The organism is Vibrio phycocola (assembly GCF_054404255.1).
Window position 1 is genome coordinate 92969 of record NZ_JBTAMQ010000011.1, and the last position, 17066, is coordinate 110034.

At 42.7% G+C, this 17066-nt stretch carries 15 protein-coding genes; 8 read left to right on the forward strand and 7 right to left on the reverse strand.

Annotated elements, in window-relative coordinates:
* Nucleotides 1–128: 128 nt before the first annotated feature.
* Entirely contained in the window at nt 129–440 is a 312-nt protein-coding gene (locus ACXJY6_RS14870) for an ArsR/SmtB family transcription factor (RefSeq protein ID WP_456052011.1), read from the forward strand.
* A 102-nt stretch (nt 441–542) separates the two neighbouring features.
* Here the strand turns inward: ACXJY6_RS14870 and rpsT are convergent, their stop codons facing one another.
* The gene (gene rpsT, locus ACXJY6_RS14875; RefSeq protein ID WP_456052010.1) at nt 543–803 is read right to left on the reverse strand and encodes a 30S ribosomal protein S20; all 261 of its coding nucleotides are present in this window, start codon (nt 801–803) and stop codon (nt 543–545) included.
* A 271-nt stretch (nt 804–1074) separates the two neighbouring features.
* Between rpsT and murJ the strand changes: the two genes are divergently transcribed.
* From murJ to ispH, 6 genes are all read left to right on the forward strand, one after another.
* Nucleotides 1075–2637: a murein biosynthesis integral membrane protein MurJ gene (gene murJ / locus ACXJY6_RS14880; protein WP_456052009.1), complete on the forward strand. Its 1563-nt coding sequence runs from the start codon at nt 1075–1077 to the stop codon at nt 2635–2637.
* A gap of 71 nt (nt 2638–2708) precedes the next feature.
* Complete coding sequence (ribF, locus tag ACXJY6_RS14885; RefSeq protein ID WP_456052008.1) at nt 2709–3644, forward strand: bifunctional riboflavin kinase/FAD synthetase; 936 nt, start codon at nt 2709–2711, stop codon at nt 3642–3644.
* Nucleotides 3645–3705: 61 nt separating this feature from the next.
* Nucleotides 3706–6552, forward strand: a complete 2847-nt coding sequence (gene ileS, locus ACXJY6_RS14890) for an isoleucine--tRNA ligase (RefSeq protein WP_458768804.1) — start codon at nt 3706–3708, stop codon at nt 6550–6552.
* Nucleotides 6553–6557: 5 nt separating this feature from the next.
* A complete protein-coding gene (lspA, locus tag ACXJY6_RS14895) occupies nt 6558–7070 on the forward strand; it encodes a signal peptidase II (protein ID WP_458768805.1) in 513 nt (170 codons plus the stop codon).
* A gap of 114 nt (nt 7071–7184) precedes the next feature.
* The gene (fkpB, locus tag ACXJY6_RS14900; protein WP_458768806.1) at nt 7185–7616 is read left to right on the forward strand and encodes an FKBP-type peptidyl-prolyl cis-trans isomerase; all 432 of its coding nucleotides are present in this window, start codon (nt 7185–7187) and stop codon (nt 7614–7616) included.
* 41 nt (nt 7617–7657) lie between these two features.
* Nucleotides 7658–8620 (forward strand): 4-hydroxy-3-methylbut-2-enyl diphosphate reductase, encoded by a 963-nt coding sequence (ispH, locus tag ACXJY6_RS14905; protein WP_456052004.1) that lies wholly within the window; start codon nt 7658–7660, stop codon nt 8618–8620.
* A gap of 91 nt (nt 8621–8711) precedes the next feature.
* On the opposite strand, the gene ACXJY6_RS14910 is transcribed toward ispH, so the two are convergent.
* From ACXJY6_RS14910 to ACXJY6_RS14925, 4 genes are all read right to left on the reverse strand, one after another.
* On the reverse strand, nt 8712–9221 hold the full coding sequence (locus tag ACXJY6_RS14910; protein ID WP_458768807.1) for a cytochrome b/b6 domain-containing protein: 510 nt from the start codon (nt 9219–9221) through the stop codon (nt 8712–8714).
* Between the two features lie 128 nt (nt 9222–9349).
* On the reverse strand, nt 9350–10828 hold the full coding sequence (locus ACXJY6_RS14915; protein WP_458768808.1) for a carbon starvation CstA family protein: 1479 nt from the start codon (nt 10826–10828) through the stop codon (nt 9350–9352).
* A gap of 201 nt (nt 10829–11029) precedes the next feature.
* Nucleotides 11030–11947, reverse strand: coding sequence for an N-acetylmuramic acid 6-phosphate etherase (murQ, locus tag ACXJY6_RS14920; protein WP_458768809.1), 918 nt, complete (start codon nt 11945–11947; stop codon nt 11030–11032).
* A 35-nt stretch (nt 11948–11982) separates the two neighbouring features.
* Nucleotides 11983–13131: an anhydro-N-acetylmuramic acid kinase gene (locus ACXJY6_RS14925; RefSeq protein WP_458768818.1), complete on the reverse strand. Its 1149-nt coding sequence runs from the start codon at nt 13129–13131 to the stop codon at nt 11983–11985.
* Nucleotides 13132–13311: 180 nt separating this feature from the next.
* Here ACXJY6_RS14925 and nagZ point away from each other — a divergent pair, with 180 nt between their 5' ends.
* Nucleotides 13312–14298 (forward strand): beta-N-acetylhexosaminidase, encoded by a 987-nt coding sequence (gene nagZ, locus ACXJY6_RS14930; protein WP_458768810.1) that lies wholly within the window; start codon nt 13312–13314, stop codon nt 14296–14298.
* 37 nt (nt 14299–14335) lie between these two features.
* Here the strand turns inward: nagZ and btsR are convergent, their stop codons facing one another.
* Nucleotides 14336–15049: a two-component system response regulator BtsR gene (gene btsR / locus ACXJY6_RS14935; protein WP_456051998.1), complete on the reverse strand. Its 714-nt coding sequence runs from the start codon at nt 15047–15049 to the stop codon at nt 14336–14338.
* Nucleotides 15043–16761 carry a LytS/YhcK type 5TM receptor domain-containing protein gene (locus ACXJY6_RS14940; RefSeq protein WP_458768811.1) on the reverse strand — a complete coding sequence of 573 codons (1719 nt, stop codon included), beginning with the start codon at nt 16759–16761 and terminating at the stop codon, nt 15043–15045. Before ACXJY6_RS14940 ends, btsR begins: the two co-directional genes overlap by 7 nt.
* Nucleotides 16762–17066 lie beyond the last annotated feature (305 nt).

Sequence of the window (17066 nt, forward strand, 5' to 3'; positions counted from 1 at the left end):
ACAACTCCAGCTGTTTATAGCGCTTTCGGTAACTTTATTTTGCTGTGCTAGACTGGAAGTGATAAGCATTATTGATTAAACTATCGAGAATATATTTTGAACACGATTATTTATCGAGGAATCATTTTATGAATCTTCATGAGATGGAAAAAAATTCAGCTCAAGCTGTAGTGTTACTGAAGGCAATGGCAAATGAACGCCGATTGCAAATTCTCTGTATTCTTCTTGGGCATGAATTGTCTGTAGGAGAACTGTGTTCAAAACTTGAGTTAAGTCAGTCAGCGCTATCACAGCATTTGGCTTGGCTAAGGCGTGATAACCTTGTATCGACTCGCAAAGAGGCACAAACCGTTTTTTATTCATTGAAAAGCGGAGAAGTGAAAGAGATGATAGAACTATTGCATCGTTTATATTGTCAAACCGAAGAAGATGTTGTCTGACTAAACTGAAGGTTTGATTGATTTAAATAAGCTAGAAACAAAAAAACCGGCAAAAGCCGGTTTTTATTTATTTATACTTTATAAGTATAAAACAAAGCTAAATTAAAGCGCTTTGATTGCAGCTACGAAGCGAGCTTTATGACGTGCAGTTTTGTTCTTATGAACAAGACCTTTAGTCGCTAAGCGGTCTAAAATCGGTGTAACAGCAGCCAATGCAGCAGTTGCAGCTTCTTTGTCGCCTGCTTCAATAGCAGCAACAGTTTTTTTCATGTAAGTGCGCATCATTGAACGACGGCTAGCATTGTGCTGGCGACGTTTCTCAGCTTGTATGGCGCGCTTCTTAGCAGATTTACTATTTGCCAAGGGTTTAACTCCCAAAAACTTAGTTCGGTGACATTTTAAGGGCACGAAATATCCCTTATTTGCACTCGAATGTCAAATGATTTGTGCAAAAACCACTCTACCAGAAACAAAATTTTGGTATAGCAGCTCTTCGCGGTTAAGATGGCGGGGATTCTAACAGTATTTTTTTTTTAATGCTAATACTTATCCGCTCCTATCCCTAGATATTTATTATCTTACCTTTTTAGGATGGAGGCGGGTGTGTTTCTCTACTTTTTATATTGAGGTTGCGGTGAGTAAACGACTGCTTAAGTCAGGCATAGTAGTAAGTGCTATGACCTTGGTTTCACGAGTTTTGGGATTGGTGCGTGACATTGTTATCGCGAATTTAATGGGAGCGGGAACAAGTGCAGATGTGTTCTTTTTTGCCAATAAGATTCCAAACTTCTTACGCCGCTTGTTTGCCGAAGGCGCATTTTCTCAAGCATTCGTACCTGTTTTAACTGAATATCATGCTCAAGGTGATAAGGAAAAAACCAATGATTTAATCGCAAAGGTCTCTGGAACCTTGGGCGGAATTGTCACCATAGTGACCTTATTAGGGGTTCTATTTTCTGGTGTTGTTACCGCGTTATTCGGCGCTGGGTGGTTTATTGATTGGCTGAATGGCGGTCCAAGTGCTGAAAAGTTTGAACTTGCGAGTTTGTTATTAAAAATTACCTTCCCTTATTTATGGTTTATTACCTTTGTTGCGTTATCAGGGGCAATTCTTAATACATTGGGTCAGTTTGCAGTGTCATCGTTTACGCCCGTATTTCTGAACGTCATGATCATTGGGTGTGCTTGGTTTATCGCGCCCAACTTAGAGCAACGAGAACTTGGGCTAGCACTTGGCGTATTTTTGGGCGGAATGGTGCAGTTCTTCTTTCAACTGCCTTTTTTGTGGCGTCAAGGAGTGTTGGTTAAACCAAAGTGGGGCTGGCGTGATCCCGGCGTGGTAAAAATACGGACGTTGATGATTCCGGCTTTGTTTGGCGTATCAGTAAGTCAGATAAACTTGCTGCTCGATACCTTTATTGCGAGCTTTCTCGAAACTGGCTCTATTAGCTGGCTTTATTATTCTGATCGGCTACTGGAATTTCCATTGGGTATTTTTGGTATCGCCATCGCAACTGTTATTTTGCCCGCTCTTTCTCGAAAACATGTTGATGCACAGAATGATGGTTTTTCTCACACCATGGATTGGGGCGTTCGAATGGTGTGTGTACTTGGTATTCCTGCCATGTTTGGTTTAATGGTATTAGCGAAGCCAATGATCATGGTGTTGTTTATGCGAGGGGAGTTTGGGGTACATGATGTTAATCAGGCTTCATTGTCATTACTTGCCTATGGTGCAGGTTTAACTAATTTCATGTTAATTAAAGTATTGGCACCGGGGTATTACTCGCGACAAGATACGAAAACGCCTGTTAAATATGGCATAATTGCCATGGTTTCCAATATGGTTTTCAACGCTATTTTTGCTTGGTTCTATGGGTATATTGGTTTAGCCATCGCAACGTCGCTTTCTGCTTTTATTAATATGGCTCTTTTGTATCGAGGATTGCATTTAACCAATGTATATCGTTTATGTCGCTCTTCTGTATTCTTTATTATAAGAGTGATTTTGGCGGGCATCATCATGAGTAGCATTGTGTGGTATTGTCTAGACGATATATCGGTATGGACTACGTGGGATCAATTAAGTCGCAGTGGGCATCTGTTTTTACTGATTGTTATCGGGGCATTTTCATATATTGTTATGCTTCTCTTGCTCGGAATTCGACCAAAGCACTTAAAAGCCGCGACAGATTAAACGGGATTGGTATATAATCCTGCGGTTTTATCGAATGATAGATACGAAGTGACAGGTTATAAGCTAATTTCATGGAACTGATCCGCGGTACTCATAACATTCAAGCACAGCATTATGGCTGTGTTTTGACGATCGGAAATTTCGATGGTGTTCATTTAGGGCACCAGCGAGTATTGGCGCAAGTATCAGAAAAAGCTGAGCAACTTGGGTTGTCGTCTGTTGTAATGACGTTTGAACCACAACCGATGGAGTTTTTTGCAAAAGAAAAATCCCCAGCACGGTTAACTAAGTTACGTGACAAGTTTGTTCAGTTAAGTAAGTTGAATATCGACCGAATGCTGTGTGTTGGTTTTGATTATCAATTTGCAAATGTTGAACCAGAAGCCTTTATTCGTGACTTGTTGGTAAGACAATTGGGTGTTAAGTTTCTTGTTATCGGTGACGACTTCTGTTTTGGTCGAGAGCGGCGTGGTGATTTCGCATTATTACAGCGAATCGGTAAAGAGTTAGGCTTTGATGTGGTAAGTACGCAAAGTTTTTGTGTAGAGTCCAAGCGAGTCAGTAGTACTTTGATTCGAGAAGCATTAGCAAATGACCAATTACAACGAGCTGCTGAGATGCTGGGACGAGACTATAGTATCTCTGGCCGCGTTTCACATGGGCGAAAGTTAGGACGAACCATTGGTTTTCCAACCGCAAATATTCCAATGAAGCGATGCGTGTCTCCCGTCTCTGGTGTTTACGTTGTGCAAGTTAAGGGATTAGGACAGTCCGTTGTTGATGGTGTAGCGAATATTGGTCAACGCCCAACAGTGAATGGCATGCGACGGCAGCTTGAAGTACATTTGTTCGACGTTTCAGAAAATTTGTACGGAAAACAGCTCGAAGTCATATTGCTGCATAAGCTGCGTGATGAACGAAAGTTTGAATCATTTGACGCTTTAAAACAACAAATCGAATTTGATGCACAAGCAGCAAGGGTGTGGCTGCTCGAGCATAACGGTTAAGTGCATTACTGCTACTTAGCATCATGTTTAACTCCGCCCACATTTACGGAATTAAGAATCAATGAGTGAGTATAAAGATACCCTGAACCTACCTGAAACAGGGTTTCCAATGCGTGGCAATCTGGCGAACCGCGAACCAGAAATGCTTAAACGTTGGTACGAGCAAGATTTATACGGTGCAATTCGTGCAGCTAAAAAAGGCAAAAAATCTTTTATTTTGCATGATGGTCCTCCTTATGCAAATGGCGATATTCATATTGGCCATGCGCTAAATAAGATTCTTAAAGACATTATTATTAAATCAAAAACCCTAGCTGGCTACGATGCACCTTATGTACCAGGTTGGGATTGTCATGGTTTACCTATTGAGTTAATGGTAGAAAAGAAAGTAGGGAAACCTGGAAAGAAAGTAACTGCTGCGGAATTTCGCGAGAAATGTCGTACTTACGCTCAAACTCAAGTTGATGGTCAGCGCGAAAGCTTTAAGCGCCTTGGTATTCTTGGTGAGTGGGATAAGCCATACCGCACGATGGACTTTGGTACCGAGGCAAACATTATTCGTGCCTTAGGTAAGATTGCCGATAACGGTCATTTACTTAAAGGGTTTAAACCTGTTCATTGGTGTACCGATTGTGGTTCGGCACTAGCGGAAGCTGAAGTTGAATATCAAGACAAAGTATCTCCTTCGATTGATGTACGTTTTAAGGCCGCTGATGAAGCTGCATTGCTAGCCAAATTTGAATGTGGCTCTGAGCAAGGTCAAGGCGATATCTCTATTATTATCTGGACCACGACTCCTTGGACTCTTCCTGCAAACCGCGCTGTTTGTTTGCGTGAAGACTTAGAGTATGTTCTTTTGCAAGTGAAAGGGGACAACCCAGAGCGAATTATTGTTGCTAGTGAATTAGTTGATGATGTTGTATCGCGTGCTGGAATTGAAGAGTTTGAGAAGCTTGGTTTTGCAACTGGTGTTGATTTAGAGCTTAGTCAGTTCCAACATCCATTTTATGATTTCTCAGTTCCTGCTGTATTAGGCGATCACGTAACGACTGACTCGGGTACTGGTGTGGTTCACACTGCTCCTGGACATGGTCAAGAAGACTTTATTGTAGGCCAAAAATACGGTTTAGAAGTTGCGAACCCAGTGGGCTCTAATGGTGTTTATCTTTCAGATACAGAGATTTTTGCTGGGCAACATGTCTTTAAAGCGAATGCCAATGTAGTCGATTTACTGAAAGAAAAAGGTGCATTATTGCATCATGTTGATTATACCCACAGCTACCCACATTGCTGGCGTCATAAAAGCCCAATTATCTTCCGAGCAACACCTCAATGGTTTGTTTCTATGGAACAAGCGGGCCTTCGTGCAAAGGCTCTTGAATCGATTAAAAGTGTTCAATGGATCCCTGAGTGGGGTCAAAGCCGCATCGAGGGTATGATTGAAGGGCGCCCAGAGTGGTGTATTTCACGCCAACGTACTTGGGGTGTTCCAATTGCATTATTTGTTCATAAAGAAACTTCTGACCTTCACCCTAAGTCACTCGAGCTTATCGAGAAAGTTGCACTATTGGTTGAAGAAAAAGGCATTCAAGCGTGGTGGGATGTTGAGCCTGCTGAGCTATTAGGTGCTGAAGATGCCGAGCAGTATGAAAAAGTACTCGATACTTTAGATGTATGGTTCGATTCAGGTGTGACTCATTACTCAGTTGTTGATAGTCGTCCAGAATTTAACGGCAATGCCGCAGATATGTATTTAGAAGGATCGGATCAACACCGTGGTTGGTTCCAATCGTCATTGATTTCTTCGATTGCGATGAAAGGTAAAGCCCCTTACAACCAAGTATTGACTCATGGTTTCGTGGTTGACGGCCAAGGTCGTAAGATGTCTAAGTCTGTGGGTAACGTGGTTTCACCGAAAGATGTCACTAACAAACTGGGTGCAGATATTCTTCGTTTGTGGGTTGCATCAACTGACTATACCGGTGAAGTTGCCGTATCTGATGAGATCTTAAAACGCAGTGCAGATGCTTATCGTCGTATCCGTAATACTGCTCGCTTTTTCTTAGCGAACCTTAATGGGTTTAACCCAGAAACCGATATGGTTGCCCCAGAAGATATGGTGGCTCTAGACCGTTGGGCTGTAGGTCAAGCGTTCTCAGCGCAACAAGATATTGTTAAGTCATTCGATGAATACAACACGCATGCTGTTGTTCAGCGCTTAATGCAGTTCTGTTCAGTAGAAATGGGCTCTTTCTATCTTGACGTGATTAAAGACCGTCAATACACAGCGAAGCAAGGTAGCCACGCGCAACGTAGTTGTCAGACAGCGCTCTATTATATCGTCGAAGCGTTGGTTCGTTGGATGGCTCCGATTATGTCGTTTACTTCCGATGAAATTTGGAATGAAATGCCGCAAACACTGCCTTCAGGTGAGAGCCGTGGTCAATTTGTATTTGCGTCAGAATGGTATGAAGAGCTGTTTGCTTTGTCCGCAGAAGAAGCATTAAACAATGACTTTTGGGCACAAACTCAGCAAGTCCGTAATGCGGTGAATAAGTTACTTGAAGTCGCTCGAAGCGAGAAAGTCATTGGTGGCTCTTTACAGGCAGAAGTAACGCTTTATGTAAATGATGCTTTAGCGACTCAACTGAACCAACTTCAAGATGAGCTACGCTTTGTATTATTAACCTCAAAAGCGCTTGTGAAACCTCTGAGTGAGAAAAGTGACTCTGCAAATGAAACTGAAGTTGAAGGTTTATTTGTTGAAGTGACGCCTACGTCTGCTGCGAAGTGTGAGCGTTGTTGGCACCATACTGATGATGTTGGCACCATTGCAGGACACGAGCAAATCTGTGGCCGCTGTGTAACTAATGTTACTGGTGAAGGCGAAACTCGTCAGTTTGCGTAACTAGCATGAGTATGAACGACATTAAACAATCTGGATTGCGTTGGCTTTGGTTAGCGCTCCTTATCTTTATTGCTGATATTGGTATTAAATTACTGGTGATGGATAAGATGGGGTATGGCTGGGCAAATCGAATTGAAGTGACCTCATTTTTCAATTTGTTGTATGTTCATAACCACGGAGCAGCCTTTAGCTTTCTCAGTGATCAAGGTGGATGGCAACGTTGGTTGTTTAGTTCGATTGCGTTTTTTGTCGTTGCTATGCTGATGTTTTGGATGGGCAAACAATCGTCTGCTGAAAAGTGGAGTAATTGTGCTTACGCCTTGGTGATTGGTGGTGCTGTCGGCAATGTATTTGACCGAATCGTTCATGGTTTTGTCGTCGACTACCTCGATTTTTATTGGGGAAGCTACCACTTTGCTGCATTCAATTTGGCAGATAGTGCGATTTGTATTGGCGCTGGAATGTTGATTTTGGATGGTTTTCGCACCAAGAGCACTGACGATAAAAGAGTGAATTAAGTTCACTAATATGAATAACCACAAGCGCTGTCTGTTGATTCAGGTGGCGCTTTTTGTCATAAAGGGATATATCTATATCGCTTTTACTTTTTATGACTATTTTGGAGCACTTCTGTGACCAGTATTACTCAAAATTCGACTGTAACACTTCATTTTTCCATCAAACTTAAAGATGGTTCGGTGGCGGATTCAACCCGCAATATGGACAAGCCTGCGGTGTTTGTTATGGGTGACGGAAGCCTTAGTTCCAACTTTGAGCAGAGCTTGCTTGGACTTAAAGAAGGTGATGCTCAAGCTATTGAGCTAAAAGCGGATGATGCGTTTGGCCAGCCTAACCCTGATGCGATTCACTATATGGATAAATCAAAATTTGTCGGTGATGCTGCTGTTGAAGTCGGAACCATCATGGCTTTTACGGGAGCTGACGGGGTTGAAATTCCTGGAATTATTACGTCGATTGAAGGTGAGTCAGTTAAGGTGGACTTCAATCATCCTTTGGCGGGGCAAGATGTAATCTTTGATGTAGAGATTTTATCTGTACAATAAACACACTTTTAACAAACTGAAATATCGGCAGATTAATTAGTATGAGCAATAATATGAAAATTTTACTCGCTAACCCGCGTGGCTTTTGTGCCGGTGTTGACCGTGCTATTAGCATCGTCGAGCGAGCGTTAGAAATGTATCAACCGCCGATTTATGTTCGCCACGAAGTGGTTCACAACCGATTTGTTGTTGAAGGCCTAAAACAGCGTGGTGCCGTTTTTGTCGAAAATATTAGTGATGTACCCGACGATAATATTGTGATCTTCTCGGCACACGGGGTATCACAAAAAGTACGTAATGAGGCGAAAGATCGTGACTTAACGGTTTTTGATGCAACGTGTCCTTTGGTAACAAAAGTGCATATGGAAGTCGCTCGAGCAAGCCGTCGCCATATGGAAGTTGTATTGATCGGGCATGCAGGACACCCTGAAGTTGAAGGCACGATGGGGCAGTACTCAAGTGACCAAGGCGGAATGTATTTGGTGGAATACCCTAGTGATGTTGTGAATCTATTGGATAAAGTGAAAGATCCTAATAATTTACATTACGTCAGCCAGACAACGCTCTCTGTCGATGAAACTTCTGATGTTATTAATGAGCTACGTAAGGTCTTTCCTAATATCCAAGGTCCCCGGAAAGATGATATTTGTTATGCGACGCAAAACCGTCAAGATGCGGTACGTATTTTAGCGAATCAAGTTGATGTGATGATTGTCGTTGGATCTAAAAACTCATCCAACTCAACGCGGCTAAAAGAGTTATCGGAAAAGCTGGGAACATCGAGCTACCTTATTGATTGTCCAGAAGACATTGAAGCAAATTGGTTTGATAATAAAACCTTGGTCGGTGTCACTGCTGGAGCCTCTGCACCAGAGGAACTTGTGAATCAAATATTGGCTAGAATTCAAGATCTTGGAGCTACTGATATTGAAGAAGTGCTTGGTCGAGAAGAAAATATGTTCTTTGAAGTGCCTAAAGAGCTTCAGATTAAACAGGTTGAATAGAACTTCATCGCCGCTAATTATGCGGCTATAAAGTTGTGAATTCTAACGTTTAAATGTTAAGTCCGATTAGTCAGTGTTCTAATTGGGCTTTTTATTTTTTAAACGGTGAAATCGTTTGGATATACCGATTGCCGGTTAAAAAGCTCATTAATATGACAGCTGATACATGAATGCAGACACAAGTAAACGTTACGTTTGCCGCCGTTTCGTGTAATTCCTCGACCCAAATCTCGGCCCAGAACATATCCGTTTCCATCATCCACCCAGATGTTCCCGTGGTAAGTAGACCTAACCACATAGCCCAAATCATTATAGCTCCAGCGGGGTTGTGTCCTTCATGATCGTCTTTTCGAGTTTTTAGGACTTCTTTTAAGTGTTTTAATGCTGAAAAAGGAGAAGGAAAAAAGGACGATAGGCGTGCAGGAGAATGGGTTATTAATCCCCAAAGTAAACGAAGTCCCACCAAACCGAGAATGCCATAGCCACACCAGATATGAATATCACCACCTTCGTCTGTGAAGTAAAAGTTAGCAATAAATAGTATTGCCACTGACCAGTGTGTGATTTTTACTACCCAATCCCATTGAAAGCCTTTCGTCATTGTCTACTCCATATTCGATTCAGTAATGGAGATAACTTGCGTTTTTGTGAGGCTAAAGTCAAGTTGAGTTGTAGACAATAAAAAAGGGCTCATTTCTGAGCCCAAATGATCAATGTTGTTATATAAACTTATACTTTACTCGGAGTTGCGGGTTCTGCGTCTGATAGATCGACACCGTTAGTTTGTTTCGCTTTTTTGATAACAAAGGCAAACATTGCAATAGCGCCTAAGAAACCTAGGACAGTTGATATTTGCATTGGTAGACCAAAGCCAAGCTTCGAGCTGCTTAAGATAAAGCTAAGAACGACGGTATTCATGAACATAGCAGGTATCGTTGTAATCCAGTGGAACTTATTGTGACGAATCAAGTAGGCACTTGCAGTCCATAGCATGACAACAGCTGTACTTTGGTTGGCAAATCCGAAGTAGCGCCAGATTATCCCAAAGTCAACTTGCGTTAGTACTGCACCGATAACAAATAGTGGTGCGGCCATCATTAAGCGACTTACTAATGTTTTTTGCTTCATGTTGAAGTATTCAGCAAGAATCAAGCGGCTAGAGCGGAACGCGGTATCGCCAGAGGTAATTGGAAGGATAACCACACCAAGGAATGCAAGAATACCACCGAATACACCAAGTAAGCCAAATGATGCAGAGTAAACAACATTACCAGGGCCACCTGCTTTAATGGCTTCTTGTAGGCCTTCAAGCGTACCGAAGAACGATAGAGCGATTGTACACCAGATAAGTGCAATCATACCTTCGCCAATCATCGCACCGTAGAATACAAAGCGACCATTGCTTTCATTTTCCATACAACGAGCCATCATTGGAGATTGAGTTGCGTGGAACCCAGAGATAGCACCACATGCGATGGTGATAAATAGGCCAGGCCATAAAGGCATGTCATTAGGGTTCATGTTGCTGAACATATCAGAAACTTCAAATCCACCAAGAACTGTATGTTGGTCAGAGAAGCCAATGGCGGTCATGAGTCCAACTGACATAAAGATCAGCAGAGCACCAAAGAAAGGATATAGGCGACCGATAATTTTATCGACGGGAACGATCGTCGCAATGATGTAGTAAGCGAAGATCCCCAGCACCATTACAATTGAACCAATACCAAGATTGAATTGATCATTAACCAGTTTGGTTAACATACCTGCTGGAGCTGATACGAATACAACACCAACTAGAAGTAGAAGGATAATGGCAAAGATGTTCATGAAATGTTTTGCGCCATTGCCTAGGTAACGCCCAGTTAAAGTAGGGACTGAAGCACCACCATTTCTGACCGATAACATTCCTGAGAAATAGTCATGGGTTGCGCCGGCAAAGATACAACCGAGGACAATCCACAACATTGCAGCAGGACCGTATAGTGCACCCATGATTGGGCCAAAAATTGGGCCAACACCGGCGATGTTGAGTAATTGTACGAGATAAACTTTGGGAGTTGACATGGGCACATAATCAACGCCATCTTCCATGCTGTGAGCAGGAGTGGTGCGTTTATGATTGATACCAAATACTTTTTCGACAAAGCTTCCGTAAAGGTAATAGCCACCTAGGAGGGCGGCCATACAAGTTAAGAACCATAGCATAGGATGTTCCTTCTATTTTTGTAATTTTGTGTAGAGTGTAATCAAGGTCAGATTGCACAATATCGCTTTGATGAAATAGAAACATTAGCTATTGAGGTAAGTGGTCGAATATTAAAATAAGTGGTCTTTGGAGTAATTAAGTGGTTTGTCAATTAAGCATTGTGTGTGCTTAATTGACGGATATCAATGGTGGCAAAGGAGCTACTTGGGTTGAGAAGCGTGACGTAGAACACCTTCATTTTTTTCTAATTGAGAAACAGCTTGTTGATAATCAAAACCAGTCAACTGCATCAGTATTGCTACTTTGGCATTGTTGTTACTTTGATTGAGCAAATGTTCTGCCGTTGTTTTGTCGCAGTCGGTGGCTTGCATGACAATTCTGATTGCTCGAGCAACTAATTTTTCGTTGGTGGCTTTTACATCGACCATAAGGTTTTGATAGCTCTTGCCGAGGCGGATCATACTGGCGGTAGTGAGCATATTCAGCACCAGTTTTTGAGCGGTTCCTGACTTTAATCGAGTTGATCCTGTTAGCGCTTCAGGTCCCACAATCGGTGAAATGGCAATGGTTGCCATATTCGCAATCGGAGAGTCTGGATTACAAGATAGCGCGATAGTGGTCGCGCCGAGTTGATTGGCATAATCTAATGCGCCAATGACATAAGGGGTACGTCCACTTGCGGCAATACCAACCGCAATGTCGTTCTGTGAAAAATTAATACTACGAAGATCGTTTTCTCCGAGATCGCTTGAGTCTTCTGCGCCTTCTTGGGCTTTAAACATCGCAGGTTTACCACCGGCAATTAACCCCATTACCATCTCATCGCTTACGCCAAAGGTTGGCGGGCATTCTGAGGCATCAAGAACACCTAATCGCCCACTGGTTCCCGCTCCAAGGTAAATTAAGCGGCCACCCTTTTTAAATGCCTGAGTGATATGGTCAACCGCAGTCGCGATGTTGGTCAGTTCTTTTTCTACAGCTAAAGGCACGAGCTTGTCTTGTTGATTTAGCTTCTCGACCAAAGCGCGCGTCGGGAGCAAATCAATATCCATGGTGTCAGGATTTCTCCCTTCGGATACGAGTTGAGATAGGGTAGAAAGTAGTGTGTCGTCGGCCATGGTTATTCTCAAATTAGTTATGTGTAGAATCTAAGTTAGTTACGATCGATATCTGAAATGTTATCGGCTGGGTAAATAACCCCTAAACTTACCGCTTTGCTCGCTCCTGTAACCAGCGGCAAGTTGCTGGGTAGGTTGTGAACTCGTCGATAGGCTAACCAGGCAAAAGCCATCGCTTCCATAAAATCGGCATCAATACCTAGCTGAGAGGTCGTCATTACTTGCCACGCTGGAAGTTGTTGTTTTAGCTGTTGCATGATTAAAGGGTTTTGTACGCCTCCGCCACAGACCAATAATTGAGGAGATGGACCTGCTTGATGAGAGACGACTTCAGCAACAATACTGCTGATGGTTAGTTCGGTAAGGGTTCGCTGTACATCTTGAAGAGCCATCTTTTCATCACTTTGGCTGAGTTGGTTTACTATCCAATCAAGATGAAAATACTCTCTTCCAGTACTCTTAGGAGCGGGTTTACTAAAAAAGGGATCGCTAAGCATTAGCGACAAAAATGCGGGGTTTACCTTTCCTTGTTGCGCCCATTTCCCACCGCAATCAAATCTATCTCCAGTGTGGTGGCTACACCAGCTGTCGATCAAACCATTGCCGGGGCCGGTGTCATAGCCCACGACCTTACCATCTGGCGCGAATACGGAAATATTGGCAATGCCGCCAATATTAAGCACAATCAAACTCGAGTCATTGGATTCAAAAAGCGTTTGATGAAAAGCAGGAACAAGCGGCGCACCTTGACCTCCAAACGCCATATCTTTGCGGCGAAAGTCAGCAATGGTCTCAATCCCTGTTCGTGCTGCAATAATATTGGCATCACCCAATTGCAAGGTAAATGGCGTTTCACCTTCCGGTTGGTGGAATACTGTTTGGCCGTGGTTCCCAATTGCTCGAATCTTTGTGTGTTCTATTGTGCATTCGGGCAATGCCAGCAATGCTAGTACGGCATCGGCAAAGAGTTGGCCAAGTTGGTGGTCAAGTTCGCCGAATGTTTTAATAGACAGTGCTTGTCCAGTGCTAATTTTAGTGACTTGCTGCTTGAGACTATCTGGCATCGGATGACAATAGTGCGTAATGAGACGAGACGATGACTGTTGGCATTCGACTAAAGCGACATCGACACCGTCTAAGCTCGTGCCAGACATGACGCCAATATAGTATTCGGGTTCGTTCATTGCCATTTTTAGTTGCCTGTTTAGATTGGAATGTCTGCTGCCAGCGGTGTCACCAAAGCCTTGCTGAGCTATTTATGGTGCAATAGTCTCACTAACATCGTTGAATCTCAAGATAGTGCTCCAATGCCAACGTGTTGCTTGCTAGAATAGAATCATAGATTTAGATAGCAAGGATCAGATATGGGCCCTTTGTGGTTAGATGTCGCGGGTTATGAATTAACGGCGGAAGAGAAAGAGATACTCGCACACCCAACGGTAGGTGGTGTGATTTTATTTGCGAGAAACTATTACGATAGTGAACAGCTCGTCGCCCTTAATCGTTCAATTCGCAAAGCGGCAGGATCGCCGATCATTATTGGCGTCGATCAAGAAGGTGGGCGTGTTCAGCGTTTTCGTGAAGGTTTTACTCTTCTTCCGGCGGCGCAAGATTACGCGAATTACTCAAAAGAGGTTTCGTTTGCTGATCAGGGGGGCTGGTTAATGGCTGCCGAACTGATTGCTCATGATATTGATTTAAGTTTTGCCCCAGTTTTAGATAAAGGGTTCGATTCAAAGGCGATTGGCAGTCGCTCTTTTGGAGAATCTGTTGAGCAAGTGATTCGCTATAGCACGGCTTTTTTAAACGGGATGAAAACAGCGGGTATGGCAACGACCGGTAAGCATTTTCCCGGCCATGGTGCTGTATTGGCTGACTCACACTTTGAGTTACCTTCAGATCCAAGAGACTCAGTATTTGAGCAAGATATGGCGATATTTAAGGCTCAAATTGACGCTCAATTACTGGATGCGGTGATGCCTGCACACGTGGTTTACCCACATTATGATGACCAACCTGCAAGTGGCTCTACGTTTTGGTTGAAGCAGATACTACGCCAACAGGTAGGCTTTAACGGTATTATTTTCTCAGATGATCTTAGTATGGAAGGGGCATCGGTGATGGGCAACGTGGTCGAACGAGCTCACCAATCGTTAGCGGCTGGGTGTGACATGATCTTGGTGTGTAACGATCCTACTAAGGCGGTTGAAGTCATCGATAACCTACCAATAATGGAAGTGCCAACAGCCACTAATATGTTAAAAAGCACCGCTTTTACGCTGGCAGACTTAAAATCCAGTACTCAGTGGAAAGAGGCAAGTGAGACAATGAAACGAATCATCAATCAGTAACTTGTGCCCATCTCATTTTAAGGCTTTTGAGTGGCAGTTAGATCATTCCCAGAGACTCTTTGAGGAGTTTTAGGTAGCGTCGGCTTACGGGAACTGAATGTTGACTTCGGGTGATGACTTCCGCCAAACCATTTTCCAATAGCTTAATCTCATGAATGGCTTTTGGATTGATCAAATACTGGCGATGACAGCGCAGCAGTGTTGTTTTGGCTTCTAATTGCTTTAAGCACAATTGACTCGTTGCTTGTTGTTGCATGGTTTGAACTTGAACACCTGATACGTCACTAAAGGCAAACTCCACATCATTGGTGGCAATCAATAAGATTCGATTTAGGCCAATGCAAGGGATTTGATCTAATGTTGGTGTAATGGCCGAAAGATCTTGTTTATGATGCGTTTGTTTTACTAAACGCTTGATGGTCTTTTCCAATCGTTTTTGGTCGATAGGCTTTAGCAAATAGTCGAAGGCGTTGTCTTCAAATGCCTGAACCGCATACTGGTCGTAAGCAGTAACAAACACAACATAAGGCATAGTTTCAGGGTCGAGCATTGCTAGAAGTTCTATTCCGGTCACCTGTGGCATCTGAATGTCGAGAAATATGATATCCGGCTTTTGGCGCTGTATTGCCTTGAGACCTTCTATCGCATTGCTGACTTGACCTATTATGTCAATATGATTGCAATGCTCCAATTGAGCAATAAGCTCCTCTCGAGCTAACATTTCATCATCGATAATAAGCGCACTTAACATGAATGATTCTCTTCGTGTTGTGGAGTGTGATTGGAGCTTTCTATTGCATCGCTAGGGATAAAGAAACTCATCTGAGTCGATTTGTTGAGTATAGATTCGATGTCCAATTTTGAGCTTGATCCAAATAGGTTTGTTAATCGTTTTGTGACAATTTCCATGCCCAAACCATCATGATGTTCATCTGGAGTCACATAGCACCCAGCATTATCCTCGACGATGATCCTATATCCATCTTGTTGTGCTTCACTATAAATTTTTATAACACCATCGCTGAGAAGGTTTGATACGCCATGTTTTATCGCATTTTCCACTAGAGGCTGTAATGTGAAGCTAGGTAGGCGAACTGAAAGTAAATGTGGTTCTATGTCGATAATCACGGTTAAACGATCACTAAAGCGTGCCTGCTCTATAGTGAGGTAGGCGTTTACGTGTGCCAGTTCTTCTTTCAAAGTGACGTTTTCGATGTCCTGTTTGAGATTACTGCGAAAGAACTGGGAGAGGTGTTGAATGAGTTCTCTTGCTTTATCAGGATCTCGTCGAGTAATCGCACTAATTGTATTGAGTGCATTAAACAAAAAATGCGGGTTCACTTGTGCTTGCAGTAATTTGAGCTCAGCGCGGCCGAGCAGGCTTTGCTTCTGCTGATATTGTCCATAGAGAATTTGGCTTGAAAGCAGTTCTGCGATGCCTTCTGCCATAGACATATTGATTGAAGAGAACAGTTTACGTTTTGGTTCGTAAAGCTTAATTGTTCCAACGACTTGGTCCCCTGAACGCAGAGGAATAATCAGCGCCGACCCTAGTTTACATTCATGACTAAGAGAGCATTGATAAGGGTGTTCGTTACCATCAAGGTAGATAATAGTATTGTCGTCTATTGCTTGGCGGGTACTATCAGAAGAGATTGGTGTGTTTGGTTTATGGTGGTCATCACCAATACCGATAAAGGCTAAAATTTTATCCTGATCAGTGATGGAAACGGCTCCGACATTGGTTTCTTCATAGATGATCTTGGCGACTTGTTTGGCACTCTTTGCTTCAAATTCTTCCGCAAGTAAGCCGATAGACCGTTCTGCAATTCGCAGTGCTCGGCGTGAAAATGTTGCAGAGTATTGTTCAAAAATAGTTCGCTTATCCTGCAAAATACTCATAAATAGTGCGGCACCAATAGAGTTGGCAATGAGCATAGGTATCGCGATAGTTGAAACCAGTGCATAGGCTTTATCAAAGGGCTGCGCTACAGCAAGAATAATCGACATTTGAAGGACCTCGGCGACCAGTGTAATGCTAAACACAATCCCGGGATTAAATAGCCACTCTTTCTTATTTCGACTCATCAAGTAACTGTGCAGTAGCCCACCGACAAGTCCTTCTGTTGTCGTCGATATCGCGCATGCGAGATCGGTAAAGCCTCCGAGTGAGTATCTGTGTAACCCTCCAGTTAATCCTACAGCAACGCCAACGACAGGCCCCCCAAATAACCCACCCATAACCGCACCAATTGCTCGTGTATTGGCGATGGCATCGTCTATTTGTAGGCCAAAATAGGTTCCCATAATGCAAAATAGAGAAAAGAGGACATAAGTAGCGAGCTTATGGTCGAGTCGAGTAGGGACATTGAGCAATGGCAAAACCAATGGGGTTTTACTTAAGAGGTACGCTAAAACCAAATATACGCACATCTGTTGCAGGAGAGAGAGGATTAAGTCCATAGCAAGGTTATTTGAATAAATGATAATTATATTTTACTCAATTATGGGAAAATAAAAGGGAGACGTTTCAAAAATACACAAAATTTACATGTGTATATTATTTTGTACGAAATATGCTTCTATTTTCTATAATTATAAGTGTTTCTATATTAACAAATAGATAGTGTAAAATTATATATACACTATCTGTTTTTATTATCTTACACTTGTAATGTTCAGTTAAAATGATATTGTTCACCTCAAGAGCTGAGTAACAGCTAAAGAGTTTCGAACAGGAACATTTGTAAAGAATTATATACTGGGTG

Bases quoted from the DNA above. Each gene is read 5' to 3' on its own strand.
- murQ (WP_458768809.1), bottom strand. From the start codon at position 11,947: ATGGCCGACGACACACTACTTTCTACCCTATCTCAACTCGTATCCGAA.
- lspA (WP_458768805.1), top strand. From the start codon at position 6,558: ATGAGTATGAACGACATTAAACAATCTGGATTGCGTTGGCTTTGGTTA.
- ileS (WP_458768804.1), top strand. From the start codon at position 3,706: ATGAGTGAGTATAAAGATACCCTGAACCTACCTGAAACAGGGTTTCCA.
- ACXJY6_RS14925 (WP_458768818.1), bottom strand. From the start codon at position 13,131: ATGAACGAACCCGAATACTATATTGGCGTCATGTCTGGCACGAGCTTA.
- btsR (WP_456051998.1), bottom strand. From the start codon at position 15,049: ATGTTAAGTGCGCTTATTATCGATGATGAAATGTTAGCTCGAGAGGAG.
- ACXJY6_RS14915 (WP_458768808.1), bottom strand. From the start codon at position 10,828: ATGCTATGGTTCTTAACTTGTATGGCCGCCCTCCTAGGTGGCTATTAC.
- ACXJY6_RS14940 (WP_458768811.1), bottom strand. From the start codon at position 16,761: ATGGACTTAATCCTCTCTCTCCTGCAACAGATGTGCGTATATTTGGTT.
- ribF (WP_456052008.1), top strand. From the start codon at position 2,709: ATGGAACTGATCCGCGGTACTCATAACATTCAAGCACAGCATTATGGC.
- ACXJY6_RS14870 (WP_456052011.1), top strand. From the start codon at position 129: ATGAATCTTCATGAGATGGAAAAAAATTCAGCTCAAGCTGTAGTGTTA.
- ACXJY6_RS14910 (WP_458768807.1), bottom strand. From the start codon at position 9,221: ATGACGAAAGGCTTTCAATGGGATTGGGTAGTAAAAATCACACACTGG.
- nagZ (WP_458768810.1), top strand. From the start codon at position 13,312: ATGGGCCCTTTGTGGTTAGATGTCGCGGGTTATGAATTAACGGCGGAA.
- ispH (WP_456052004.1), top strand. From the start codon at position 7,658: ATGAGCAATAATATGAAAATTTTACTCGCTAACCCGCGTGGCTTTTGT.